This is a genomic window from Pelomicrobium sp. G1, assembly GCF_051905455.1.
GTDB lineage: Bacteria > Pseudomonadota > Gammaproteobacteria > Burkholderiales > UBA6910 > Pelomicrobium.
The window spans coordinates 97,902-122,058 of sequence record NZ_JBQACR010000012.1 but is presented as its reverse complement, the minus strand read 5'-3'; the positions used below and the strand labels follow the sequence as shown (position 1 = coordinate 122,058).

Below are 24,157 nucleotides of genomic sequence, written 5' to 3'. Positions count from 1 at the left end.
GTCACCGTGCAGGGGGCAGGGGGCTTGTCCAGCGCCCGCAACGAGCTGGAAGCCCAGTACGCCTGGGCCTGGGGCCAGAACATTTGGAACGATATGCTCGGCTGAGGCGAAGCGGCTTCGCGCCTCTCGACGCCCGCCGGAAGGCGGGCATTTTATTAAGCTTACACTAAATGGTTGACAAACCATTTACCGCAGTCCTGCCCCCTCTCCCGGCGGGGAGAGGGCCGAGGGTCGTCAAGCATTTTGAGGACGCTCGGCAATTGCAGCGCAAGAAGCGGAGTACAGCAACCTCGCCGCGGCCTTAAGCTTGGATCCAGCTTGTCGAGCTGGAGGCTGCGATAGGGAATCCAACGCCGATCAAGCCGATGGGACCGCGTCGGGCTTGCCGCGGTCGTCTTTATCGGGCTGCTCCACGCCACCGGACAGCGCCTGTCGTCGGATTGGGAGCGACGAACCTGCTCTTGGTCACGTTTCTGATCTCCGTCAGCGCTATCCTGCTCGGGACATCGGTCGCCCTCGCCATCCCCCTGTCATCGGGCCGTCGGGGCCGGCGGACGGCTGCGGGGCTACCGCTGGGGCGTCGAGTGCAAACGCGCCCTGATCGAGGGGGAGAAAACCGTAAGCACGGTTTCCTCCCGGGATTAACGGATCAGAACGGCTTTTCGTTGCGGATGATTCCCACGCCGATCCCTTCGATGGCGAAGAAATGGGAGCGGGGATCGACCGGGATGGGAGGGAACTCGGGGTTCTCCGGCAACAGCACCACTTCCCGGCCGCGGCGCTTGAAGCGTTTCACCGTCACCTCATCGTAGAGGCGGGCCACCACGATCTGGCCGGAGCGGACCTCGCGGGTGCGGTGCACCGCCAGGAGATCCCCGTCCAGGATACCGGCATCCCGCATGCTCATGCCCCGCACCCGGAGCAGGTAGTGGGCTCGGGGCTTGAACACCTGGCCGTCGATGCGGTAGCGGGTCTCGATGTTTTGCGCGGCGAGGATTGGCGAGCCGGCGGCCACGCGTCCCACTACCGGCAGGCCTACGGGTAGCTTGAGCCGAATGCCGCGGGAAGCGCCCGGCAACAGCTCGATGACTCCCTTGCGTGCCAGGGTTCGCAGATGCTCTTCCGCCGCGTTGGGCGACCGGAAACCGAGGGCCTCGGCCATCTCGGCCCGAGTGGGGGGGAGGCCCGTAAATTCCATGAATTCCCGGATCCATTCCAGGATCTCGGCCTGCCGCGGGGTGAGTTCGTCCATACCCTGATATTGTGTATAAATATCCAGGCGAGATCATAGACGAAACCGGGAAACCCGCAAGGGCGGGCGCGTTGTTTCGCGCAGCAAACGGGACTTGCCCGATGCGCCGTTCGGCCCACAACCGAGCTTCCCTGTCAAGCGCTTGCAGGGGAACTATCCACCGTCTCGCAGACGGCTAAGACCGGCGCTGGGCGGTCGTCTTGCAACGGCGCCAGAAAAAATCTAATTATTTGATTTCGCTGCGTGATAATGGGTGCCTAAATCATGTTCAGGGCGGCAAAAATCGAGCCGGCGCAAGGGCATCCGCGCCGTAAAAAAGGCTTTTTCCACAATGTTATCCACAGAATCTGTGGAGAACCCGTTTTCCTTTTTTGATGCGTAGGTTACGGAAAAGTGACCACTGACCAAGGAGGGTCGGGCATGTCTCTGGAGGAGAAGCTCAAGGAGTGGTACCAGCGGCCGGAAATTCGCGCCCGCAACTGGGAGCCGCGCCTCTTCTGGACGCCGGCGGAAGACGGCAACCCCTTCGGCCGCCTCAAGGTGGACCCGTGGGAGCTGGAAGTGCTGTTCGCCGCCCTTCTGGGGGAGCGCGCCGAGCACTACGAGGCGCTCAACGCCCGGGTGCTGGAGGGGGATACCCACCGGGCCATGGGGCGGGCGGACTTCATCGCCACCTGCGCGAAGCGCGGCGAGCTGCCCCTGCTCACCCGTATCGAGGACGCGGCGCCCTTCGCCCGCTGAGGCGGGCGAGCGGGGCCGGCTTCAATCCTCCGCCGCCGGCGCCTTGTGCTGGGCGACGAGCTGCTGCTGAACGTTGGGCGGCACCGGCTCATAGTGGCTGAACTCCACGCTGTAGGAGCCTGCGCCTCCGGTCAAGGACTTGAGCCGGGATTGATAGTTGTTGAGCTCGGACAGAGGCACGAGCCCGGAGACCGTGACCATGCCGCCGCGCCCGGACTGGGTACCGGTGACCTGGCCGCGCTTGGAGGCGATGTCGCCGGCGACGTCGCCCATGTTGGCCTCCGGGACCGTGATCTCGATGCGCACAATGGGCTCCAGCACGATGGGACGCGCCTTCATGACCGCGTCCAGGAACGCCTTCTTGCCGGCGGTGATGAAGGCCACCTCCTTCCCGTCCACCGGGTGGGTCTTGCCGTCGTAGACCACGACCCGCACGTCCTGCATAGGGTAGCCGGCGATGGCGCCGGATTCCATGACTTGCTGCACGCCCTTTTCCACCGCCGGGATGAACTGAGACGGGATCGCGCCGCCTTTCACCTCGTCCACGAACTGGAAGCCCGCGCCCCGGGGCAGGGGCTCGATGCGCAGGAAGACTTCGCCGAACTGGCCCGCGCCGCCGGTCTGCTTCTTGTGCCGGTGGTGGCCCTCCGCCGGCGCGGTGATGGTCTCCCGGTACTCGATGCGCGGCGGATGGGTCTTCACCTCCAGCTTGTACTGGGTGGTCATGCGCTCGAGCAGGGTGCGCAGGTGCAGCTCGCCCAGGCCCCACACCACCGTCTCGTTGGTGCTCATCAGCCGCTCCACCTTGAGGCACGGGTCTTCGGAGGCGAGTTTGGCGAGCACGTCCCACAGCCGCTGCTCGTCTCCCCGCTTGACCGTGTCGATGGCCAGCCCGTAAATCGGGTTGGGAAACTCCAGGGGCTGCAAATGGATGCGATCCTCGTCGTGATGGTCGTGCAGCACGGCGTCGAAGGTAATCTCCTCCACCTTGGCCACCGCGGCGATGTCGCCGGGGATGCAGCGCTCCACCTCGATATGTTCCTTGCCCCGGAGCATGAACAGGTGGCCCACCTTGAAGGGCTTCCTCGCGTCGCCGATGAAAAGCTGGGAGTCCTTGGTGATGGTGCCCTGGTGCACCTTGAACACGCCCAGCTTGCCCACAAACGGGTCCACGCTCACCTTGAACACGTGGGCTACCACGTGTTTGTCCGGGTCCGGCACGGCGCGGAACTCTTCCGCCTCCGGCCCCTCGCCCTTGATGAAGGGGCGGGGGTTACCCTCCGCGGGATTGGGCAGGAGCTTGACGAAGACTTCCAGCAGCTCCGGAACGCCCGCGCCGGTGCGGGCGGAAGCGAAGCAGATGGGGACCAGGTGCCCCTCCCGCAGCGCCTTTTCGAAGGGCGCGTGGAGCTGTTCGGGATCGATGTCCCCCTGCTCCAGATACAGGGCCATGAGCTCCTCGTCCACCTCCACCACCTGGTCGATGAGGGCCCGGTGCGCTTGCTCGACGGAGGAGAAATCCGATTCTCCCGCCGGGTTGAAGAAGCAATCCACCACTTTCGTGCTGCCGGCGGCGGGCAGGTTGATGGGCAGGCACTCCTTGCCGAAGGTCTCCTGCAGGGCGTCGAGGAGGGCCGGTAGGTCGGTGTTCTCGGCGTCGATCTTGTTTACCACGATCATGCGGCAAAGCCTGCGCCGGGCGGCCCAGTTCATCATCCGGGTGGTGGTGAGTTCGATACCCGTCTGGGCGTTGACCACCACGATCACCGTCTCCGCCGCAGGCAGGCAACTGATGGCCTGGCCGAGGAAATCGGGGTAGCCGGGGGTATCGATGAGGTGGATGCGAGTGCCTTGGTGCTCGAAGTGGGCCACCGCCGAGTAGAGGGAGTGCTGGTGCTGCTTTTCCAGGGGATCGAAATCGCAGACCGTGGTCCCGCGCTCGATGGAACCCATGGCCGGAATCGCGCCGGCCCGGTAGAGCAGGGCTTCCGCCAGGGTGGTTTTCCCGGCGCCGGCGTGTCCCACCAGGGCCACGGCACGGATCGCTTCTGTCGTGATCAAGGCCATGGGCCTCCTCCAAGGTTAGTGTCGTGTCCGCGGGGGCGATCTTTCGTCCGAGTATAGGGGAGGGGTTCCGGGGGTCGCAACGCCCCCTTGCGGGCGTGGCAAACGTCCGAGAAGCGCCCGGGAAAAAATCCATCCTCATAAAAAAACAATGAAATTTTTCATTTGACTGGGGAGGAAACTAACCAGTAAAATAGTTATGCTGCAATGCAGCAAACGGCCACTGAGGTGGCCGTTTCAGTGTCGAGGAGAACATGGCGCCGCGCCACGGCGCTGGGGAAGAAACACGAAGGAGCGAACCGGTTACCCGAGCAAGGTAACGACCTGTGCGCCGGCTATGGCTAAAACCCGGTGGGGTGGAGAGCCGCCGGCGCCGCGATCTAAAGGAGGATTGCTGTCATGGCAAACCCGCACTCCCCGCTCCGGAGCGGCCCGTGGGCCGATCGGGAGCGGCTCCATGCCAATTGGTTTGCGCTGCTGTTCATTGCGGCGCTGTTTTCCCATCCCGCCTATCCCCTTTCCGTCTGGGCCCTGGCCGACCTGCGGCCCCATCTCGAGGGCCAGGCGGTCCTGGACGACGCCGCGGAAGCGGCAGAGGACTCGACGCCAGGGGCTTTCCGGCGGGCCAAAAGCCTCGTCGCCGATGGGGCCAGGATCGACGCCCTGACCGTCTTTCTCTCCCGCCGTTACCAGGTGGCGGAGGAGGCGACGCGGCAGCTAGTTTCCGCCGCTTTCCACGCGGGGCGGGAGCTGCAACTGGATCCCCTGCTCATCCTGGCGGTGATGGCCGTCGAGTCCCGCTTCAACCCCATCGCCGAGAGCGTGGCCGGCGCCAAGGGGCTCATGCAGATTATCCCCCGCTATCACCTGGACAAGCTGGAGCCCCGCGGCGGCGAGGAGGCGGTGCTGCAGCCGGAAATCAACATTCGCGTGGGGGCGGAGATCCTGCGGGAGTACTTCGAGCGCACCGGGGACCTCACGGAGGCGCTCAAGCTCTACAACGGTTCCAGTTGGGACGAGGCGAACCGCTACCCGACGAGGGTGTTGTCGGAGAAGCGGCGCCTGCAACGCATCGTCGCCCAGGTCAAAGCGTAAACGCGGCGAAAACCGTTTCCCGGCGGGCGGAGCGGGGTTAAAATTTGGTCATGGCTCGCATCCGCATTTCCTGGCCCGGGGGCAGCGTCACCGCCACCCTGGACGCGACACCCACGTCCGAGAAAGTCCTCGCCGCCCTGCCGGCGCGCTCTTCGGCCAACACCTGGGGCGACGAAGTCTATTTCAGCCTCCCGGTGCGGGCCGCCCTGGAGCCCAACGCGCGGCAAGTCGTGGATCCGGGCACCGTGTGCTTCTGGGTGGAGGGGAGCTCCCTCGCCCTCCCCTTCGGGCCAACCCCCGTTTCCCGGGGCAATGAGTGCAGACTGGTCACCAAGGTCAACGTTCTCGGCAAGCTCGACGACGACCCTAGGCTGCTTGCGGGCGTGAGCGACGGGGACGAGATCACCGTAGTCCGCGTGGATTGACCGCTAGGCAAGCCGGATCGATCGCCACGCTCCGGAGCGCCAGCGGGCGAACAGGGTGAGGCCGGCGGCGACGATGTAGAGCAGGGCGGCGAGCCAGCCCCCCACGGCGCCCCATCCCCAGGCCGGCAGAGCGTCGATCCAGCCCTGTCCAGGGGCGAAGGAGATGACGTGCACGGCAGGAATGAAGCCCGCCCAGGCGAGCACGGTGATGAGGGCCGTGGGAACGCGCACGTCGCCCGCCCCCCGCAGGCAGAAGCTCGCGCCGATGTTAATCCCGTCGAAGATCTGGTAACCGGCGGCGATCCACATCAGCACCACGCCCAGCCGCACCACCTCTGGCGCGTTCGAATCGGCGGCGTTCACGAACAGGGGGATCAGCCAGGGGCCGGAGAGTGCCAGAGCCAGGCCCACCGCCGCCATGTAACCCACGGCGAGGGTGATGGTAGTGTCGCCCACGCGAGCGGCCCATGCCTTGTCGCCGGCGCCGATGGACTGGCCCACCAGGGTGGTGCCCGCCAGCGCTAGGCCCACCACCGGCATGTAGGCGAGGGAGGTGAGGGCCATCACGATCTGGCTGGCAGCGCCGTCCACCGGGCCGAGGCGCGCCATCATCACCTGGAATAGCCAGAAGGCGGCGATCTCCACGGCCGGCAGGAGGCCGGTGGGAAGCCCCAGGGCGAGGAGCCGCCCGATGCCGTGCCAGCGGGGCCGCCAGGTGAGGTGGCTCGCGTATTCGTCTCGCACCGGGCGGGAGAGAAACGCCGCCAGCGCCAGGACCGCCCCCGCCGCCATGGCTATAGAGGTGGCCCAGGCGGCGCCGGCCATGCCGAGTTCGAGGCGAAAGATCAGAAGCTCGTTGAGGGGCACGTTCAGCACGGCCACCACGGCCATCAGGGTCAGGGTGACCCCGGTGCGGCCGATGCCGTTGAAAAAGGCGCAGAGCGTCCACAACAGCACGCCGACGGGGGCGCCCAACAATCGGGGGGACCAGTAGTCCAGGGCCAGGGCATGGATCGACGGCGGAAGCCCGAGGGGCCCCAGGATTCCCGCTCCGGCGAAGGCTAGGCCGACGAAGGCGGGCACCGCGCAGAGGGTCCCCCACATCCCCAGCCATGCCGCCTGGGAGGCGCGCCGCTCCCGGCGCGCGCCGTAGGCCTGGGCCACCAGGGGTTGCACGGCAAGGCCCGTGCCGCCCACTACCAGGAAGCACACGATCACCAGGAAATGCACGGCCCCCAGGGCGGTGGTGGCGTCTGTGGACAGGCGCCCAACGAACCAGGTGTCGGTGAGATTGAGCACCGCCTGCAGGGCGCTGTTGGCGGCCAGGGGCACGGCGAGCCGCCCCACCGCTTGTAGATCCACATGGCGGCGGCCCGCGGCGTCGAACCGCACTGCGGGCAACCGGGAGAGTGGGCCCGGAAGGGGCTCGACCGCGCCGTCCCTGGGCGGGGCCGGCTTCATCGCAGCTTGTGGGCGCCGATCATCAGCCGGGGATAGACCCGATAGTGCTCGCCCAGTCCCTGCTCGTTGGGTTCGCGGCTTACCGTGATCCAAACCCCTGTGTCGAAACCTTCGCAGAGCTGGGCCGTATAAGCGGCCTCCTCCTCGGCCACCTCACGGGCGGCTTCCTCCGAGGGAGCACCCAGGCCGTCCATAAAGAACCTGACCATGCGCTCGACGACTTGTCGGTACTCGGGCTCGCCGATCTGCGTCACTTCGGCGATGGTACAGCGCTTGAGGCTTCCAACCGCGACAAAGGAGTCCAGGCAATGGCAGTGGGGGCGCCGGTGCTGACCGCCGCTCAGGTCGCACACGGCGAAACCGCCCGAAGTGAGCCACTCCCCGTCCTCGGCTGCGCCTTCCGGGGCGAAGATTTTCTCGTCCGAAGCGTCGAGCCGCACGGCCTTGAGAAATTTCATCGGTCGGGCTTCCGTTGGGAAAAAAGGTCCCAGGGCGCCTTTGTGCGCCGCATCAACTATGGTCTAATAGCGGCCGGTACTGCGACCGGGGAGGAGGAGCGATGAAGCGCGTAATTTTCAACCAGAAAGGCGGCGTGGGAAAGTCCACCATCACCTGCAACCTGGCGGCCATTTGCGCGCGCCGCGGCTACAAGACCCTGGTGGTGGACCTGGACCCCCAAGGCAACTCCACCCAGTACCTTCTCGGCCAGGAAGCCGGCGCCGTGGAGCTCCATCTCGCGCGCTTCTTCGACCAGGTGCTCTCCTTCAGCCTCTACGGCAAGCCGCCGGCGGAATTCGCCCATCCCACGCCTTTCGCCGGCCTGGACCTGATGCCGTCCCATCCGGAGCTGGAACATCTCCAGGGGAAGCTGGAGTCCCGCTACAAGATCTACAAGCTGCGGGAGGCCCTGGCCACCCTGGAGTATGAGGCCATTTTCATCGACACGCCCCCCGCCCTCAACTTCTATACCCGCTCGGCCCTGATCGCCGCCGATGCCTGCCTCATCCCCTTCGACTGCGACGACTTCTCCCGCCGGGCCCTGTACGCCCTTCTCGAGGCGGTGAGCGAGATCCGGGACGACCACCATCCGGGCCTCACGGTGGAGGGCATCATCGTCAATCAGTTCCAGCCCCGGGCCACGCTGCCCCAGCGGCTGGTGGAGGAGCTCCGGCAGGAGGGGCTCCCGGTGCTGGAATCCCGCTTGTCGGCCTCGGTCAAGGTGCGGGAATCCCACCAGGCGGCGCGGCCCCTGATCGAGCTCGCCCCCCGGCACAAGCTTACCCGGGAATTCGTGGCCCTGTTTGACGAGCTGGAAGCTCGGCGCAAGCAGGCGGCAGGGCAGAGGCGGCGGGCCCGCGCCGCCTAGCGGACGGAGGAAAGCAGCTTCCCGGTGGGCGTTCCTCTCCCCGAAGCCAGCCCTTCATGCCCGCCGAATGCCCCTTTCGCGGCCGACCCTTTGGCGCTTGGGCGCGGGTCTGCTATACGTAGAGCATAGGGGGTCGATTTCCTCGAGGAGGAGGCTATGGCCGACGTGGTGCGCAAGGCGGACTACTTTTCCATGCAGGTGGCCGACAAGCCCGGAGAGGCGGCCAATCACCTGAAAGCCCTCAAGGAGGCGGGGGTCAACCTGCTCGGCTTCACCGGCTTCCCCAGTGCCCGGCGCGCCCAGATCGACTTCATCCCGGAGGACACGGCCAAGCTCAAGGCGGCGGCCCGCAAGCTCAAGTGGAAGCTGGGGGACAAGAAGACCGTGTTCCTAGTCCAGGGGGAGGACCGGGTGGGCGCCATCTACGACGTGATCGGCAAGCTTGCCGAGGCCGGGATCAACATCACCGCCCTGGATGCGGTCTCCGCCGGCGAGGGACGCTATGGGGCCATGTTCTGGGTCAAGCCCAGGGACGTGGCCAAGGCCTCCAAGGTCCTAGGGGTGAAGTGACCCCGGCGGGATGAGGGGTGTCCCGCGGTTCAGGCCGCCACGGGATTGCGCAATACCCCGATTCCCTCGATTTCCGTCTCCAGCAGATCGCCGGGCCGGAGGAATTCGGGCGGTGTGCGGGCGAAGCCCACGCCCTGGGGGGTGCCGGTGGAGATCACGTCCCCGGGCTCCAGGGTCATGCCCAGGGACAGCTCGGCGATCAGGCGCGGGATCTTGAAGTAGAGATGGCAGGTATTGGAATCCTGCTTGACCACCCCGTTCACCCGGGTCATGACCCGCAGACCGTTGGGGTCCAGAGCGTCGGCGGTAACGATGGCCGGGCCCATGGGACAGGTGCCGTCCAGGCTCTTACCCTTGTGCCACTGACCCCCGTGGGCTCGCTGAAGGTCCCGGGCCGACACGTCGTTCACGACCGTATAGCCGAACACATGCTCCATGGCCCGCGCTTCGGGAATGTTCTTGCCGGCCCGGCCGATCACTACGCCAAGCTCCACCTCCCAGTCGAGCTGGGTGGTGACCTTCGGGTCGTAGGGAATCGGGTCGTGGGGGCCGATCATGGCGGTCACCGCCTTGCTGAAGAAGACGGGATGGTCCGGAAGCTGCTGCCCGCTCTGGCGGATGCGCTCCCCCTCCTCGAAGTGCTCCAGGTAGTTCCAGCCTACGCAGAACACGTTCTTGCGCGGTCGAGGGATGGGGGCGAGGAGCTTCACTCGGGACAGGGGAAGCTGCCCCTCTCCGGTGCCGGAGAGGCCGCGAAGCGCCGCCAGGGCCCCGTCGCCCGCAGCGATCAGCGACACCATGTCCCAGGGGTCGAAAGGAAGACGAACGCCCAGAGCCTGGGCGGCGTCGAGCACGTCCAGCACAGTCGTCTCGTCGATGAGCACCCCGATGCGGGGCTCGGCGTCTTCGGGACGGGTGAAGGTGACGAGTTTCAAGGGCAAGCTTCGCTGAAGTGAAAGGGGTTCGTAGTCGAAGTTTACCACCGGCGCCGCCGGCGGTTCTCAGAAGCCGAACGGCGGCCAGTATATAATTTTCGCCCTCGCGACCCCATGCCGGGAGAAGGAATGGACGACCAACTGCGCCAGAGCGCGCTCCAGTATCACCGCCTGCCCAAGCCCGGCAAGATCTCCATCGCGCCGACCAAGGGTCTCATTAACCAGCGGGATCTGAGCCTCGCCTATTCCCCCGGAGTGAGCGCCGCCTGCCTGGCCATCCAGGAGGACCCCGCCGAGGTGCGCAACCTGACTGCCCGGGGCAACCTGGTGGGCGTGGTGACCAATGGCACGGCGGTGCTCGGGCTTGGCAACATCGGGCCCCTGGCGGCCAAGCCCGTCATGGAAGGCAAGGCGGTGCTGTTCAAGAAGTTCGCCGGCATCGACGTGTTCGACATCGAGCTCGCCGAGAGCGATCCGGACCGGCTGGTAGACATGATCGCCGCCCTGGAGCCCACCTTCGGCGGCATTAACCTGGAAGACATCAAAGCCCCCGAGTGCTTCTACATCGAGCGCAAGCTCCGGGAGCGGATGAAGATCCCGGTGTTCCACGACGACCAGCACGGCACCGCCATCATCGTGGGCGCGGCGGTGAGGAACGGGCTCAAGATCGTCGGCAAGGACATCGGCCGGGTGAAGCTGGTCACCTCGGGCGCGGGGGCGGCCGCCCTTGCCTGCCTGGGGCTTCTGGAGGCGATGGGGCTTAAGCGCGAGAACATCTGGGTGACCGACATCAAAGGCGTGGTGTACCAAGGGCGCACCGAGGAGATGGACCCCTACAAGGCGATTTACGCCCAGAGGACCGAGGCTCGCACCCTGGCGGAGGTGATCCAGGGGGCGGACGTCTTTCTCGGGCTTTCCGCCGGCGGGGTGCTCAAGCCCGAGATGGTGAAGCGCATGGCCGACAAGCCCCTCATTCTGGCCCTCGCCAACCCGGTCCCCGAGATCATGCCGGAGGAGGCCAAGGCGGTGCGGCCCGATTGCATCATCGCCACCGGCCGCTCCGACTACCCCAACCAGGTCAACAACGTGCTCTGCTTCCCCTTTATCTTCCGTGGAGCGCTGGACGTGGGCGCCACCGCCATCACCCGGGAGATGGAGCTCGCCGCCGCCCAGGCCATCGCGGAGCTGGCCGAGCAGGAGCAGTCCGACGTGGTGGCCAGCGCCTACGGCGAGCAGGACGTGGCCTTCGGGCCCGAGTACATCATCCCCAAACCCTTCGACCCCCGCCTGATCCTCAAGATTGCCCCCGCCGTGGCCAAGGCGGCGATGGAGAGCGGGGTGGCCACCCGGGAGATCGCCGACTTCGAGGCCTACAAGGCCGAGCTGCAGCAGTACGTCTACCACTCCGGGCTGGTGATGAAGCCCATTTTCGCCGCGGCCAAGGCGGCTCCGGACAAACGCATCGTCTACGCCGAGGGGGAAGACCCGCGGGTGCTGCGGGCGGTGCAGGTGGTGGTGGACGAGCGGCTCGCTTGGCCCATCTTGATCGGCCGGCCGGAGGTGATCGAAATGAACATCCGGCGGCTGGGGCTGCGCATCCGGCCCGGGGAGCACTTCGAGCTGGTGAACCAGGACTCCGACCCCCGCTACCGGGACTACTGGACCGAGTACCACCGGATCATGGAGCGCAAGGGCGTGTCGCCCGAGTACGCCAAGATCGAGATGCGCCGGCGGCGCACCCTGATCGGGGCCATGATGGTGCGCAAGGGGGACGCGGACGGCATGCTATGCGGCACCTTCGCCCATTACCTGCTGCACCTGTACTACGTGCAGAACGTGATCGGGCTGCGATCGGGTGCCAAGATCTTCGCCGCCATGAACCTGCTCATGCTGCCGGAGCGCACCCTGTTCCTGTGCGACACTTACATCAACAAGGACCCTACCCCGGAGCAGATCGCCGAGATGACCCTCATGGCGGCGGACGAGGTGCGCCGCTTCGGCGTTACCCCCAAAGTGGCGCTGCTGTCCCACTCCAGCTTCGGGAGCGTGCGGGACGAATCGGCGGCGAAGATGGCCCGCGCCCGGGAGCTGCTCGAGAGCATGGCGCCGGCGCTGGAGTGCGAAGGGGAGATGCACGGGGACGCGGCCCTGTCCGAGGAGATCCGCCTCGCGGTGTTCCCCAACTCCAAGCTCAAGGGGCCCGCCAATCTCCTCATCATGCCCAACGTGGAAGCGGCCAACATCTCGTTCAACCTGCTCAAGCAGGCAGCGGGGGGCGGCATCACCGTGGGGCCCATCCTCCTCGGGGCGGCCATGCCGGTGCACATCCTCACCCCGAGCGCCACGGTCAGGCGGCTGATCAACATGACGGCGCTGCTGGTGGTAGAGACCATCAAGCGTTGAGGCCGTCCGGTCCCAGATCCAGGCGGGCGGCGGCCCGGGGCGATGGGGTAAAATAGCAGTCTCGATTCTTCTTCGTTTTTCCTTCGCGGCCGGGAGCGGCCGCTCTCTGGGGACCGATCATGGCCGTCATCAAGCAGGAAGACCTTATCCAGAGCATCGCCGACGCGTTCCAGTACATCTCCTACTACCATCCCGCTGACTATATCAAGGCGTTGACCGAAGCCTACGAGCGGGAGGCTTCGCCCGCTGCCAAGGACGCCATGGCCCAGATCCTGGTCAACTCCCGCATGTGCGCGGAAGGACACCGTCCCCTCTGCCAGGATACGGGCATCGCGGTGGTGTTCCTCAAAATCGGCATGAACGTGCGTTGGGACGCCACCATGGGCGTGGCCGACATGGTGAACGAGGGCGTGCGCCGCGCTTATACCCATCCGGACAACGTGCTGCGCGCTTCTATCCTGGCAGATCCGGCAGGGGAGCGGAAGAACACGCGGGACAATACCCCGGCGGTGATCCACATGGAGGTGGTGCCAGGGGACACGGTGGAAGTGATTCTGGCGGCCAAGGGCGGCGGTTCGGAGAACAAGGCCAAGTTCACCATGCTGAACCCTTCGGATTCCATCGTGGACTGGGTGCTGAAGACCGTGCCCACCATGGGGGCCGGCTGGTGTCCGCCGGGCATCCTGGGGCTGGGCATCGGCGGAACGCCCGAAAAGGCGATGGTGATGGCCAAGGAAGCGATCCTGGAGCCCATCGACATCCATGAGCTCCAGGCACGGGGGCCCAAGAACCGGATCGAGGAACTGCGGCTCGAGCTCTACGAGAAGGTGAACGCCCTGGGGATCGGCGCCCAGGGGCTCGGGGGTCTCACCACCGTGTTGGACGTGAAAATCCGGCACTATCCGACCCATGCGGCGTCGCTTCCCGTGGGCATGATCCCCAACTGCGCCGCCACCCGTCATGCCCACTTCGTCCTGGACGGCTCGGGGCCGGTGGCGCTCGTGCCCCCCAGCCTGGACCTGTGGCCTAAGATCGAGCTCACGGGGGTCCAAGGCGCTCGCCGGGTGAACCTGGACACCATCACCCGGGAGGACATCCTCGCCTGGCGCGCCGGGGAGCGGGTGCTTCTTTCCGGCAAGCTCCTCACGGGGCGGGACGCGGCCCACAAGCGCTTGACCGACATGCTGAGCCGCGGGGAGAAGCTGCCGGTGGATTTCACCAACCGCTTCATCTACTACGTGGGGCCCGTGGACCCGGTGCGGGACGAGGTGGTGGGCCCCGCCGGCCCAACCACCGCCACCCGCATGGACAAGTTCACCGACGCCATGCTGGCGAAAACGGGGCTGATCGGCATGGTGGGGAAAGCGGAACGAGGGCCCGAGGCCATCGCGGCCATCAAGCGGCACAAGGCGGTCTACTGTATCGCCGTGGGCGGGGCCGCCTACCTGGTGTCCAAGGCGATCCGCGCCGCCCGGGTGGTGGCTTTCCCCGACCTGGGGATGGAGGCGATCTACGAGTTCGAGGTGAAGGACATGCCAGTCACCGTGGCGGTGGATGCGGAAGGCCGCTCGGTGCATGCTACCGGCCCCGCCGAATGGCGGGCGAAGATCGGCAAGATCCCGGTGGCCGCGACGGTTTGAATAAAAAAGCCCGCTTTCCGCGGGCTTTTTCAACGGCAGCAGGCCGAAAGTCTATTATTGGACGGTCAACCGCTTGGCGATGCTGTCCGCCTTCTTCGGCAGCGTCAGGCGCAGAACCCCATCCTCGTGCTTGGCCTCGGCATGCTCGGAATCGATTTCGGTGGGCAGCATAATGGACCGGCTGAACTTGCCATAGGTGCGCTCGCCCAGGAGCTGCTTGGCTTCTTCACCGGCTTGCTTCTCTTGTACCGCCTCCGCTTCGATCACGAGCTGGTTGTCGAAGACCCGCACGTTGATGTTGTCCTTGCGAACCCCCGGGAGCTCCGCCATCACGACGTAGGCGTTATCGGTCTCCCAGATGTCCATGGGGATGACCCCCCGGACCGTGCGCTGGGTGTCCCAGTCGAGCAGAGTGGGACGCAAGAAGCTGCGGAACAGGTTATCGACGGCGGTTTCGAAGGGATCGAAACGAATCAGGTTCGCCATATTTTCACCTCCTTCACCTATGTCTAACCTTTCACGCCCAAAGAAGAAAATGCTCTCGATGACCTATATAGGGTCGGCGGCAAGCTTCATCAAGTCCTCGGGCAGGGACTCGGGTTTGAGCTTATCACTTTGATTTTACATGGAACATTGCCATGACCGGATTCCGTGAAGAAAAGGACACGATGGGCGTGGTGCGGGTGCCGGAGCGGGCCCTCTGGGGCGCCCAGACCCAGCGCTCCCTGGAAAACTTCCGCATCGGCACCGAGCGCATGCCCCTGGAGCTGATCCGGGCCCTCGCCCGGGTGAAACGGGCGGCGGCCACCGTCAACCGCGACCTGGGCCTCTTGGACGCCCGCAAGGCCCAGGCCATCATCCAAGCGGCGGACGAGGTGATCGAAGGCCGACACGACGACCAGTTTCCCCTGGTGGTCTGGCAGACAGGCTCTGGCACCCAGACCAACATGAACATGAACGAGGTGCTGGCCAACCGGGCCTCCGAGCTCCTGGGTGGCCCCCGGGGCCAGGAGCGTCTGGTCCATCCCAATGACGAGGTAAACCGGGGCCAGTCGTCCAACGACGTGTTTCCCACCGCCATGCACGTGGCGGCGCTGGAGGCGATCGAGGAGCGGCTCAAACCCGCCGTCAACCGGCTGCGGGAGACCCTGGCGGAGAAATCCCGGCGCTACATGGACATCGTGAAGATCGGCCGCACCCACCTGCAGGACGCCACCCCCGTTACCCTGGGCCAGGAGATTTCCGGCTGGGTGGCCCAGCTCGACCACGGGCTCGCCCATCTGGACGCGACCCGCTGGCACCTCTCGGAGCTGGCCATTGGGGGCACGGCGGTGGGCACGGGGCTGAACACCCACCCCGAGTTCGGCCGGCGCTGCGCCGAGGAGCTATCCCGCTTGACCGGCCTTTCCTTCGTTTCCGCCCCCAACAAGTTCGAGGCCCTGGCCGCCCACGACGCCCTGGTGGCCGCCCACGGGGCGCTCAAGACCCTGGCCGCCGCCCTCATGAAGATCGCCAACGACGTGCGCTGGCTCGCTTCCGGCCCCCGTTGCGGCATCGGCGAGATCCGCATCCCCGAGAACGAGCCGGGCAGCTCCATCATGCCCGGCAAGGTGAACCCTACCCAGTCGGAAGCCATGACCATGGTGTGCTGCCAGGTGCTGGGCAACGACGTGGCCGTCAATCTGGGCGGTGCTTCGGGAAACTTCGAGCTCAACGTCTTCAAGCCCCTCATCATCCACAACTTCCTCCAGAGCGTGCGGCTGCTGGCGGACAGCGCTCGGAGCTTCAACGACCACTGCGCCGTGGGCATCGAGCCCAACGTGCAGCGCATCGAGAAGCTCCTCCACGAATCCCTCATGCTGGTGACGGCCCTCGCCCCCCACATCGGCTACGACAAGGCGGCGGAGATCGCCAAGCTCGCCCACCAGGAGGGCATCACCCTCAAGCAGGCGGCCTTGGAGCTGGATTACGTGACCGGGGAGCAGTTCGACGAATGGGTGCGGCCCGAGGCCATGGTGGGGCGGCTTGGGGACACGGAATGAGGGGCGGGCACGTCCAGAAGGAGGTCCGGACATGAGGACTGCGAGCGGCCCGAAGATCGGGGTGGTGACAGGGGCGAACCGGGGGCTGGGCCTGGAAATTTCCCGCCAGCTCGCCCTCCGGGGCGTGCACGTGGTCATGACCGCCCGGGACCCGGAGAAGGGGAAGGCGGCCTGGGAAGGGCTGCGCCGCCAGGGGCTTTCCGTGGAGTTCCTGCCCCTGGACGTGACCGCTCAGGAGAGCGTGGACGCCCTGGCCCGGGCCTTGGAGCGGTCCTTCGGCGGCCTGGACATCCTGGTGAACAACGCGGGCATCCTGCCGGAGGGGCGGGGAGCGCAGGCCCTGACCCTCAACCTGGAGGTCTTCCGCCAGGCGCTCGAGACCAACGCCTTGGGGGCCCTGAGGCTTTGTCAGGCGCTCTCGCCCCTTATGAAGAAGCGGGGTGGCGGGCGCATCGTGAACGTCTCCAGCGGCCTCGCCCAGCTCGCCACCATGGGGGCGGGCACGCCCGCCTACCGGGTCTCCAAGACCGCCCTCAACGCGATCACCCGGATCCTGGCGGCGGAGCTGGAGGGGGAGCGAATCAAGGTGAACGCCGCCTGCCCCGGCTGGGTGCGCACCGACATGGGCGGCCCAGACGCACCCCGCTCGGTGGAAGAGGGGGCCGACACCCCGGTATGGCTGGCTCTTCTGCCGGACGATGGGCCCACCGGCGGCTTTTTCCGCGACCGCCAACCGATTCCATGGTGAAGCGGGTTCAGCCCGTGCAGCCGATTTCCTCGAGCCGGCGCCGCAGGGCCAGGCGGTCCAGCTTCTCCAGGGGAAGGTTCACGAAGAGGCCGATGCGGCGGCTCAGGAGATGGAAGGCGTCCCGGACGGCTTTGCGCGCCTTGTCCGGGTCCTCTTCGTAGGGCGCGGGATCGGGAACGCCCCAGTGGGCCGTCATGGGCTGCCCCGGCCAGATGGGGCAGGCTTCGCCAGCGGCGTTGTCGCACACGGTGAACACGAAGTGCAGGGGCGGTGCGCCGGGCCGGGCGAACTCGTCCCAGGACTTGCTGCGCAATCCTTCGGTGGGCAGCCGCTGGGCGGCGAGGAACTCCAGCACGTAGGGGTTGACACGCCCGGCCGGATGGCTGCCGGCGCTGTAGGCGTTGAACCGGCTTCCGCCGTGGTGCCGCAGGAGGGCCTCTGCCAGGATGCTGCGGGCGGAGTTGCCCGTGCACAGGAACAGCACGTTGTATTTTCCGCCGGTCAGGGCGCGCTCCCCGTTCACTCGCGGCGCTTGCCGAAACTTGCCTTCACCGGCGCCGCGGCAGGGCCGCAGCACGCCGCCGCGCCGGCGCCTTCATCATTGAAAGTGGGAATGGTGCCTAGGCTCCGGTACGCTTCCCAGGCGATGCCCTGGGGATCGGTCACCCAGTGCTTGTCCGAGCGGGCGTAGCAGCAGGCCGCCCCCGGCTCGTCCCGCACGGGCAGCGCCGCCCGCTCGAGCTGGGACCGCACCTGGGCGAGCTCCTCGTCGCTGTCCACCTGGATGCCCAGGTGATCCACGCCCGGCGCCGCGCCGCGCTGGGAAACGGCGAAATTGATGCGCGGATCCTCTAGCATCCATTTCGCATAATCGGGTTTGACCAAGGCGGGCGGCGCTCCGAACAGAGCGGAGTAGAAGCGGATGCTCTCCTTAAGGTTCGAAACCGAGACGTGGACATGGAAGCGTTTCATGGATTCGCGACCTCCTTGCGCGGACGTTTCGATGCCGGGCGGCGATCCGCTGCCGGGGTGCAGAGTTCCGGGCTGCCGCCGCAACAGTTTTCCGACAGGAACGCCATCAGCTCGGCCATGGCGGCGTAGTTGGCGCTGTAATAGATGAATCGGCCTTCCTGCCGCCCGTGGACGAGCCCGGCGTGGACGAGCTCCTTCAAGTGGAAGGAGAGGGTCGGCCCGGCTACGCCCACGGCTTCGGCGATCTTGTGGACCGGCAGCCCGCCGAAGCCCGCCTGCACCAGCAGCCGGAACACCGTGAGCCGGGTTTCCTGGGCCAGGGCCGAAAGAGCCCGGATCGCGGCTTTCATTTCCATGATTCGAATACTATAAAAATAATTGCCAAAGTCAAGCCCCCTCAACCGCCCAGCGCAAGGACCATTCCCTCAAGCGGAGTCTCATCGACGCGGGGGCTCGGGCTGCTTGAAGCGCTCCATGGCCTTCACCAGCTCCGCCCGGATGCCGGGCTCCCAGGCGGAATGGCCGGCGTCGGGAACCACGACGTACTGGGCCTCGGGCCAGGCGCGAGCGAGCTCGTCCGCGGTGACGATGGGACAGACCGCGTCGTAGCGGCCTTGCACGATCACCCCCGGGATCGAGCGGATGCGCTCCACGTTCTCCAGCAGGGCGTTCTCGGGCAGGAAGATCCGGTGGACGAAGTAATGAGCCTCCATCCGGGCAAGGCCCAGGGCCACCGCGTCCGAGGCGAAATAGTCCACCGTTTCCTGGCTGGGAAGCAGGGTGGAGCAGGAGCCTTCGTACACGCTCCAGGTCCGGGCGGCGGGCATGTGGACCGCGGGATCGGGATCCGTGAGCCGCCGGTAGTAGGCGGCGAGCAGGTCGTCCCGTTCGGCTTGCGGGATGAACTCGGCGAAGGTGCGCCACGCTTCGGGAAAGAAGTTGCGCACGCCGTAGAGGAACCAGTGGATCTCGGACGGGCGGCAGAGAAAGATGCCCCGCAGGATCAATCCCAGGCAGCGCTCGGGGTGGGCTTCGGCGTAGGCGATGGCGAGGGTGGAGCCCCAGGAGCCCCCGAACACGAACCAGCGCTCGATATCCAGAAACCGCCTTAGCTTCTCCAGGTCCTGGATCAGTAGGGGCGTCGTGTTGTCGGTGAGTTCGCCCAAAGGGGTGGAGCGGCCGGCGCCCCGCTGGTCGTAAACGACGATCCGGTAATGGGCGGGGTCGAAAAAGCGGCGGTGGTTGGGGACCGCGCCGGCCCCTGGCCCCCCGTGCAGGAATACCACCGGCACCCCGTCGGGTTTGCCCGACTGCTCCCAGTACATGGTGTGCACGTCGTCCAGGGGCAGCATGCCGGAGGCGTAGGGGGAGATCTCGGGATAGAGCTCGGTGCGCAGCCGTTCGGCGTTCACGGTGTCCACGGGAGGCCTCCAAGGGCTGAGTTCTCCTTCTTATTTTGCCCTCAGCCGCGGATTGAATACGAAGACCGCCGGCGGCAACCGGCGGTCTCGGGAAAAGGAAGCGGCGTGAAGGGCGATCAGATGCCCAGGATCTTCTTGGCCTTGGCCAGGGTGTCCACGGACTCCTGGTGTTTGCCCGCCTTGTGCAGCTTTTCCCCCTCCTCCCGGTATTTCTTGACCTCGGCCATCTGCTCCGCCGAGAGCTTGGGGTTCTTGGCCAGGGCTGCGTCGATGGCCTTCATGTCGGCGGGGCAGTGGAAGGCGAAGGCGCTGGCGCTGGCAAAGGCGAGGCCCAGGGCGACGATCAGGGACTTGAATTTCATGGGAATCTCCTTCTTGTTCAAAGTCAAGGGTGCAGGGAATGACGATCGCTCTTTCCGAGGGGAGGCAAAGGGCGCTTCCCTCCCTGCCGTTTCGCGGAAGCACGGAAAAACCGTTCGCGCGCTCGCGCTGGCTTCCGCTCCGCATTATAGTAAACAGGGCGAGGGAAGAATTTAGTCCCTGGCCTTGTCCATTCCCCTGCTTCTCCCATGGATGGGACGACGCCTGTAGCCCCTTTGGCCTTGACGCCCCAGGCAATCGCCGAGCGGCTGGCGGTCGCCCGGGCCCGGACCGATTGGGTGCCGGGGGATGCGCCGGATCCTGCGCGTCGAGGGAACGGCGCCCCGATCCCCGCGGCGGTACTGATCCCCCTCGTTCAGCGGGAACGGGGGCTCACGGTGCTGCTCACCCAGCGCACCGCCCATTTGAACGACCATGCCGGGCAGATCAGCTTTCCCGGCGGCCGGGTCGATCCGGGCGACGCAACGCCCGAGGTAACAGCCCTGCGGGAAGCCGAGGAGGAAGTGGGCCTGCCGCGGGAGCGGGTGCGGATTCTCGGGCGCCTGGCCGATTACCATACGGTGACCGGCTTCGCTGTCACGCCGGTGGTGGGCTACGTCGTGCCGCCTTTTTCCCTCCATCCCGACCCCTTCGAGGTGGCGGAGGCGTTCGAGGTGCCCCTCGAGTTCCTGATGAACCCGACGAACCACCAGCGCCGTACGTCATCCTACCGGGGCAGGGAGCGCAGCTACTACGCCATGCCCTACGAGGGGCGCTTCATCTGGGGCGCTACCGCCGGCATGATCGTCAATCTCTACCGAGCCCTCATGACCTGACCGCCCGAAGGGCTTGGGGGGCCCGTCACGGGAGAGCCGTATGAATTCGCAAGAAAGCGCCTCCGGCTGCGATGCCGGCTATCTCGCCCGGTCCCTTGCCGAGGCGCTCGCGCGCACCAGCGCAGGCAAGCCCGCCCTCTGTAAGTACAGCGGTTGCGCCGCCGGCCAGCGCCGCCAGACATGGCCGGGCCTGATCGTGGAGTCCGCGCGATGGCATATCGCGCCCAGGGCGGAGGGGGTCGTGCGGCTGCCCTGGCACGTGATCTACGTGACGCTCGCGGGGGGTACGCGGCGGACCGTCACCCGCACCGACGGCGTGGTCGGAATGGACGGACCGGAGCTCGCCGGTCGCGTCTCTTTCGTCCCCGCAGACCGGGAGCGGTGGGGCTGGTACGAGGGAGCCTGGATGGAGTTCGCCGCCATCCTGCTCGATCCCCAGTGGATTGCCCGGGCGTTAGAGCGAGACGGGATTGCCGTGCCGACGCAATGGCGTTCGGTGGACAACGTGCGGGATCCCTTCATACTGGGCGCCGCCCGGGCCCTGGTGGACGAGATGGAGACGGGCGGCGTCGCGGGGCCGCTGTTCGCCCAGAGCGTGGCGCTTTCCCTGGCGCTGCACGTGGTGCGCCGGTACTCGGACTCGGCGCCGTGTCTTCGCGAGGGGCCCGACCTGTCGCGCAAGCGCATCGCCCGGGTGCTGGACTTCATCCACGATCACCTGGATCAGCCCATCGCCCTGGCGGATCTAGCCGCAGTGGCGGAACTGGGTCTGTACGGGTTCCTGCGGACGTTCAAGCGGTCCGTGGGCGTATCACCTCACCGGTACCTGGTGGAGCGCCGGATCGAGCGGGCCCGGATGCTGCTCGAGACCACCGACGATCCAATTGCAGAGATCGCGGCTGCGGTGGGATTGTCCAGCCAGAGCCATCTCACCACGCTGTTTCGCAAGCATCTGGGGACGACGCCCGAGAAATTCCGCCGCAGCCGCCGTTCGTTGCCGGGAGCAAGTTCCTGAAAACAGCGCAAGATCGTGAAAGAACCACGCCCCTTGCTCGGCGATAATGCGCCCCTGCTCGCCCTTCACTCTCAACATACGAAGGAAATACGCATTGGGGGCCCCGTTCGATCCCCGCCGGCGCAGAATCCGGAGAAGTGAAACATTTTTCTAACAGGAGCTGACCATGATTGCTTTGACGGTGAATGGCAGGCGGCGCAACGTGCAGGCGGATGCCTCGACCCCCTTGTTGTGGGTGCTGCGCGACCACTTGGGCCTTACCGGCACCAAATATGGCTGCGGCATGGCGCTGTGCGGTGCCTGCACGGTGCACGTGGAGGGGGAGCCCACCCGCTCGTGCGTGACGCCGGTGTCCGCGGTGGCTGGAAAGAGGATCACCACCATCGAGGGGCTATCGCGCAACGCCGATCATCCGGTGCAAAAGGTCTGGATCGAGCTGGACGTGCCTCAGTGCGGCTACTGCCAATCCGGCCAGATCATGAGCGCGGTGGCGTTGCTCGCGAAGCACCCGAAGCCCACCGACGCCCAGATCGACGAAGCGATGCGGGGCAACCTCTGCCGCTGCGGCACCTATCCGCGCATCCGCGCCGCCATCAAGCGCGCCGCCGGTATCAAGGAGGCCTGACATGAACGAGCCCGCGAATCTCGATCGGCGCACCTTCCTCAAAAGCTCCGCGGCCCTCGCCGGCAGCCTGGTCATCGGCTTCCATCTCCCGATGAAGGGGGCCCGGGCCGCCGCGCCAAGCCCGGGCGCGGCCACCGGCGGGGCGTTCGCGCCCAACGCGTTCCTGCGCATCGCCCCCGACAACACCGTCACCGTGATCGTCAAGCACCTGGAGATGGGACAGGGGGTGTACACCGGGCTCCCGACCTTGGTGGCCGAGGAGCTGGAAGTGGATTGGAGCCAGGTGCGGGTGGAGACCGCCCCGGCGGACGTGACCCGCTACGCCAACCTGGCCTGGGGCGGCGCGGCCCAAGGCACCGGCGGCAGCACGAGCCTGGCTAATTCCTGGGAGCAGTTGCGCCGGGCGGGCGCGACGGCGCGGGAGATGCTGATTGCGGCGGCGGCCCGGACCTGGAACGTGGACCCTCAAGGGCTCAAGGCGGAGAAGGGCTTCGTGATCGATCTGCGGGGCGGTCGGCGCTTCTCTTACGGCGAGCTGACGGCGAAGGCGGCGAGCCTGCCTCCGCCCGCCGACGTGAAGCTAAAGGCGCCTTCCCAGTGGAAGCTGATCGGCCAACCGGTGCCGCGCAAGGACAGTCCCGAGAAGGTGAACGGCGCGGCTCTCTTCGCCGTGGATGTGAAGCTCCCCGGGATGCTGACCGCGGTGGTGGCGCGTCCGCCCCGCTTCGGCGGCAAGGTGAAGCGCTTCGACGCGGAGAAAGCGAAGGCCATGCCTGGGGTGAAGGCGGTGGTGGAGATTCCCCAGGGCGTCGCCGTGGTGGCGACCGACTTCTGGTCGGCGGTCCAGGCGCGCAACGCCCTTGTCATCGAATGGGATGAGGCGCAAGCCTTCACCGGGGGAAGCGAGGCCCTCACCCGCCGCTACGCCGAGCTCGCCCAGCAGCCCGGCGCGGTGGCGCGCAAAGAGGGCGACGCCGAGGGAGCCTTGGGCTCCGCGGCCAGACGGCTCTCGGCCACCTTCGAGTTCCCCTTCCTCGCCCACGCACCCATGGAGCCCTTGAGCTGCGTGGTGCGGTTGAGCGGTGAAGCGTGCGAAGTGTGGGCCGGCTCCCAGCTCCAGACCCTAGATCAGGCCATCGCCGCGCGCATCGCGGGGCTGCCGCCGGAGCGGGTACAGATCCACACGCTGCTCGCCGGCGGCTCCTTCGGCCGCCACGCGAACCCGACCGCGGATTACATCGCCGAGGGCGTGGCGGTGGCGGTGGCGACCCGTCCCCTCGGCGCCCCCATCCGCCTCCTGTGGACCCGGGAGGACGACATCCGGGGCGGCTACTACCGGCCCCTCTACGTGCACCGGATCGCCGCTGGGCTCGATGCCGCTGGGCGCCCGGTGGCGTGGCAGCAGCGCATCGTGGGCCAGTCCATCCTCAAGGGCACCCCCTTCGAAGGGATGATGAAGGAGGGCATCGACCCCACTTCGGTGGAGGGCGCCGCCAACCTGCCCTATGCCATTCCCCACCTGCAGGTGGAGCTGCATACCGTCGACGTCGGCGTGCCGGTGTTGTGGTGGCGCAGTGTGGGCAGCACCCATACCGCCTTTTCCGCGGAAGTGATGATGGACATGCTGGCCCACGCCGCGGGAGAAGATCCGGTCGCGTTCCGGTTGCAGTTGCTGGATAAGCATCCGCGCCACGCCGGAGTGCTCAAGCTCGCGGCGGAAAAAGCGGGATGGGGCCGCCCGCTTCCGAAGAACCGGGGCCGGGGCGTGGCGGTGCACGAGTCGTTCCATTCCTTCGTGGCCCAGGTGGTCGAAGTCACGGTCAAGGACGACGGCACCTTTTCGGTGGACCGGGTGGTGTGCGCGGTGGACTGCGGGGTGGCCGTCAATCCGGACGTGGTGCGGGCCCAGATGGAGTCGGGCATCGTGTTCGGGCTGTCGGCGGCCCTCCACGGCGCCATCATCCTCAGGGACGGGATCGTGGTGCAGTCCAACTTCAACGACTACCCGGTGCTGCGGCTCGACGAGACGCCGAGGATCGAGGTGCACATCGTGAGAAGCGAGGCGCCGCCCACCGGCGTGGGCGAGCCGGGCGTGCCGCCCGTCGCGCCGGCGCTGGCCAACGCCCTCTTCGCCGCCACCGGCAAGCGGCTGACCAAGCTGCCCCTGCGGCTCAAGGAGGCCTGAG

Annotated in this window: 25 protein-coding genes and 1 pseudogene; 15 read left to right on the top strand and 11 right to left on the bottom strand. The window is 66.7% G+C overall.

What is annotated here, in order from left to right:
- Positions 1-6: 6 nt before the first annotated feature.
- Both ACTFO6_RS12800 and ACTFO6_RS12795 read left to right on the top strand, forming a co-directional pair.
- Positions 7-105, top strand: a complete 99-nt coding sequence (locus tag ACTFO6_RS12800) for an FCSD flavin-binding domain-containing protein (protein ID WP_439934840.1) — start codon at positions 7-9, stop codon at positions 103-105.
- A 414-nt stretch (positions 106-519) separates the two neighbouring features.
- Positions 520-645 (top strand): annotated as a pseudogene (locus tag ACTFO6_RS12795) (MGMT family protein); the annotation flags it as partial.
- 4 nt (positions 646-649) lie between these two features.
- On the opposite strand, the gene lexA reads toward ACTFO6_RS12795, so the two are convergent.
- Positions 650-1,252: a transcriptional repressor LexA gene (gene lexA / locus ACTFO6_RS12790; RefSeq protein WP_439934835.1), complete on the bottom strand. Its 603-nt coding sequence runs from the start codon at positions 1,250-1,252 to the stop codon at positions 650-652.
- Between the two features lie 420 nt (positions 1,253-1,672).
- Here lexA and ACTFO6_RS12785 point away from each other — a divergent pair, with 420 nt between their 5' ends.
- A complete protein-coding gene (locus ACTFO6_RS12785; protein WP_439934834.1) occupies positions 1,673-1,993 on the top strand; it encodes a hypothetical protein in 321 nt (106 codons plus the stop codon).
- Between the two features lie 21 nt (positions 1,994-2,014).
- Here ACTFO6_RS12785 and fusA read toward each other — a convergent pair whose 3' ends face one another.
- The gene (gene fusA / locus ACTFO6_RS12780) at positions 2,015-4,060 is read right to left on the bottom strand and encodes an elongation factor G (protein ID WP_439934833.1); all 2,046 of its coding nucleotides are present in this window, start codon (positions 4,058-4,060) and stop codon (positions 2,015-2,017) included.
- Positions 4,061-4,456: 396 nt separating this feature from the next.
- On the opposite strand from fusA, the gene ACTFO6_RS12775 reads away from it, so the two are divergent.
- Complete coding sequence (locus ACTFO6_RS12775) at positions 4,457-5,152, top strand: transglycosylase SLT domain-containing protein (protein ID WP_439934832.1); 696 nt, start codon at positions 4,457-4,459, stop codon at positions 5,150-5,152.
- Positions 5,153-5,202: 50 nt separating this feature from the next.
- Entirely contained in the window at positions 5,203-5,577 is a 375-nt protein-coding gene (locus tag ACTFO6_RS12770) for a cyclophilin-like fold protein (protein WP_439934831.1), read from the top strand.
- A 3-nt stretch (positions 5,578-5,580) separates the two neighbouring features.
- On the opposite strand, the gene ACTFO6_RS12765 is transcribed toward ACTFO6_RS12770, so the two are convergent.
- Complete coding sequence (locus ACTFO6_RS12765) at positions 5,581-7,038, bottom strand: MATE family efflux transporter (RefSeq protein WP_439934830.1); 1,458 nt, start codon at positions 7,036-7,038, stop codon at positions 5,581-5,583.
- Complete coding sequence (locus ACTFO6_RS12760) at positions 7,035-7,496, bottom strand: DUF6505 family protein (RefSeq protein WP_439934829.1); 462 nt, start codon at positions 7,494-7,496, stop codon at positions 7,035-7,037. The genes ACTFO6_RS12765 and ACTFO6_RS12760 overlap by 4 nt, the downstream gene beginning before the upstream one ends.
- Positions 7,497-7,597: 101 nt before the next feature.
- Between ACTFO6_RS12760 and ACTFO6_RS12755 the strand changes: the two genes are divergently transcribed.
- Positions 7,598-8,404: a ParA family protein gene (locus ACTFO6_RS12755; RefSeq protein ID WP_439934828.1), complete on the top strand. Its 807-nt coding sequence runs from the start codon at positions 7,598-7,600 to the stop codon at positions 8,402-8,404.
- A 156-nt stretch (positions 8,405-8,560) separates the two neighbouring features.
- Complete coding sequence (locus ACTFO6_RS12750; protein WP_439934827.1) at positions 8,561-8,974, top strand: ACT domain-containing protein; 414 nt, start codon at positions 8,561-8,563, stop codon at positions 8,972-8,974.
- A gap of 29 nt (positions 8,975-9,003) precedes the next feature.
- On the opposite strand, the gene ACTFO6_RS12745 is transcribed toward ACTFO6_RS12750, so the two are convergent.
- Positions 9,004-9,909: a fumarylacetoacetate hydrolase family protein gene (locus tag ACTFO6_RS12745; RefSeq protein WP_439934826.1), complete on the bottom strand. Its 906-nt coding sequence runs from the start codon at positions 9,907-9,909 to the stop codon at positions 9,004-9,006.
- Positions 9,910-10,038: 129 nt separating this feature from the next.
- On the opposite strand from ACTFO6_RS12745, the gene ACTFO6_RS12740 reads away from it, so the two are divergent.
- Entirely contained in the window at positions 10,039-12,312 is a 2,274-nt protein-coding gene (locus ACTFO6_RS12740; protein WP_439934825.1) for an NADP-dependent malic enzyme, read from the top strand.
- Positions 12,313-12,431: 119 nt separating this feature from the next.
- Positions 12,432-13,952, top strand: a complete 1,521-nt coding sequence (locus ACTFO6_RS12735; RefSeq protein WP_439934824.1) for a fumarate hydratase — start codon at positions 12,432-12,434, stop codon at positions 13,950-13,952.
- A gap of 54 nt (positions 13,953-14,006) precedes the next feature.
- On the opposite strand, the gene ACTFO6_RS12730 is transcribed toward ACTFO6_RS12735, so the two are convergent.
- Entirely contained in the window at positions 14,007-14,438 is a 432-nt protein-coding gene (locus tag ACTFO6_RS12730; protein ID WP_439934823.1) for an Hsp20/alpha crystallin family protein, read from the bottom strand.
- A 152-nt stretch (positions 14,439-14,590) separates the two neighbouring features.
- On the opposite strand from ACTFO6_RS12730, the gene fumC reads away from it, so the two are divergent.
- Positions 14,591-15,994, top strand: coding sequence for a class II fumarate hydratase (gene fumC, locus ACTFO6_RS12725; RefSeq protein WP_439934822.1), 1,404 nt, complete (start codon positions 14,591-14,593; stop codon positions 15,992-15,994).
- A gap of 31 nt (positions 15,995-16,025) precedes the next feature.
- A complete protein-coding gene (locus ACTFO6_RS12720; protein ID WP_439934821.1) occupies positions 16,026-16,742 on the top strand; it encodes an SDR family oxidoreductase in 717 nt (238 codons plus the stop codon).
- 7 nt (positions 16,743-16,749) lie between these two features.
- On the opposite strand, the gene ACTFO6_RS12715 is transcribed toward ACTFO6_RS12720, so the two are convergent.
- From ACTFO6_RS12715 to ACTFO6_RS12695, 5 genes are all read right to left on the bottom strand, one after another.
- On the bottom strand, positions 16,750-17,265 hold the full coding sequence (locus ACTFO6_RS12715) for an arsenate reductase ArsC (RefSeq protein ID WP_439934820.1): 516 nt from the start codon (positions 17,263-17,265) through the stop codon (positions 16,750-16,752).
- Entirely contained in the window at positions 17,262-17,714 is a 453-nt protein-coding gene (locus tag ACTFO6_RS12710; protein ID WP_439934819.1) for an ArsI/CadI family heavy metal resistance metalloenzyme, read from the bottom strand. Before ACTFO6_RS12710 ends, ACTFO6_RS12715 begins: the two co-directional genes overlap by 4 nt.
- Complete coding sequence (locus ACTFO6_RS12705) at positions 17,711-18,070, bottom strand: ArsR/SmtB family transcription factor (RefSeq protein ID WP_439934818.1); 360 nt, start codon at positions 18,068-18,070, stop codon at positions 17,711-17,713. The genes ACTFO6_RS12710 and ACTFO6_RS12705 overlap by 4 nt, the downstream gene beginning before the upstream one ends.
- Before the next feature lie 81 nt (positions 18,071-18,151).
- The gene (pip, locus tag ACTFO6_RS12700) at positions 18,152-19,135 is read right to left on the bottom strand and encodes a prolyl aminopeptidase (RefSeq protein WP_439934817.1); all 984 of its coding nucleotides are present in this window, start codon (positions 19,133-19,135) and stop codon (positions 18,152-18,154) included.
- A 116-nt stretch (positions 19,136-19,251) separates the two neighbouring features.
- Positions 19,252-19,497 (bottom strand): hypothetical protein, encoded by a 246-nt coding sequence (locus ACTFO6_RS12695; RefSeq protein WP_439934816.1) that lies wholly within the window; start codon positions 19,495-19,497, stop codon positions 19,252-19,254.
- A 207-nt stretch (positions 19,498-19,704) separates the two neighbouring features.
- Between ACTFO6_RS12695 and ACTFO6_RS12690 the strand changes: the two genes are divergently transcribed.
- The 4 genes from ACTFO6_RS12690 to ACTFO6_RS12675 all read left to right on the top strand — a co-directional run bounded on the left by ACTFO6_RS12690 (position 19,705) and on the right by ACTFO6_RS12675 (position 24,156).
- Complete coding sequence (locus tag ACTFO6_RS12690; protein WP_439934815.1) at positions 19,705-20,331, top strand: CoA pyrophosphatase; 627 nt, start codon at positions 19,705-19,707, stop codon at positions 20,329-20,331.
- 325 nt (positions 20,332-20,656) lie between these two features.
- Positions 20,657-21,346 (top strand): helix-turn-helix domain-containing protein, encoded by a 690-nt coding sequence (locus tag ACTFO6_RS12685; RefSeq protein ID WP_439934839.1) that lies wholly within the window; start codon positions 20,657-20,659, stop codon positions 21,344-21,346.
- A 166-nt stretch (positions 21,347-21,512) separates the two neighbouring features.
- Complete coding sequence (locus tag ACTFO6_RS12680) at positions 21,513-21,971, top strand: (2Fe-2S)-binding protein (protein WP_439934814.1); 459 nt, start codon at positions 21,513-21,515, stop codon at positions 21,969-21,971.
- Position 21,972: 1 nt separating this feature from the next.
- Complete coding sequence (locus ACTFO6_RS12675; RefSeq protein WP_439934813.1) at positions 21,973-24,156, top strand: molybdopterin cofactor-binding domain-containing protein; 2,184 nt, start codon at positions 21,973-21,975, stop codon at positions 24,154-24,156.
- Position 24,157: the final 1 nt, after the last annotated feature.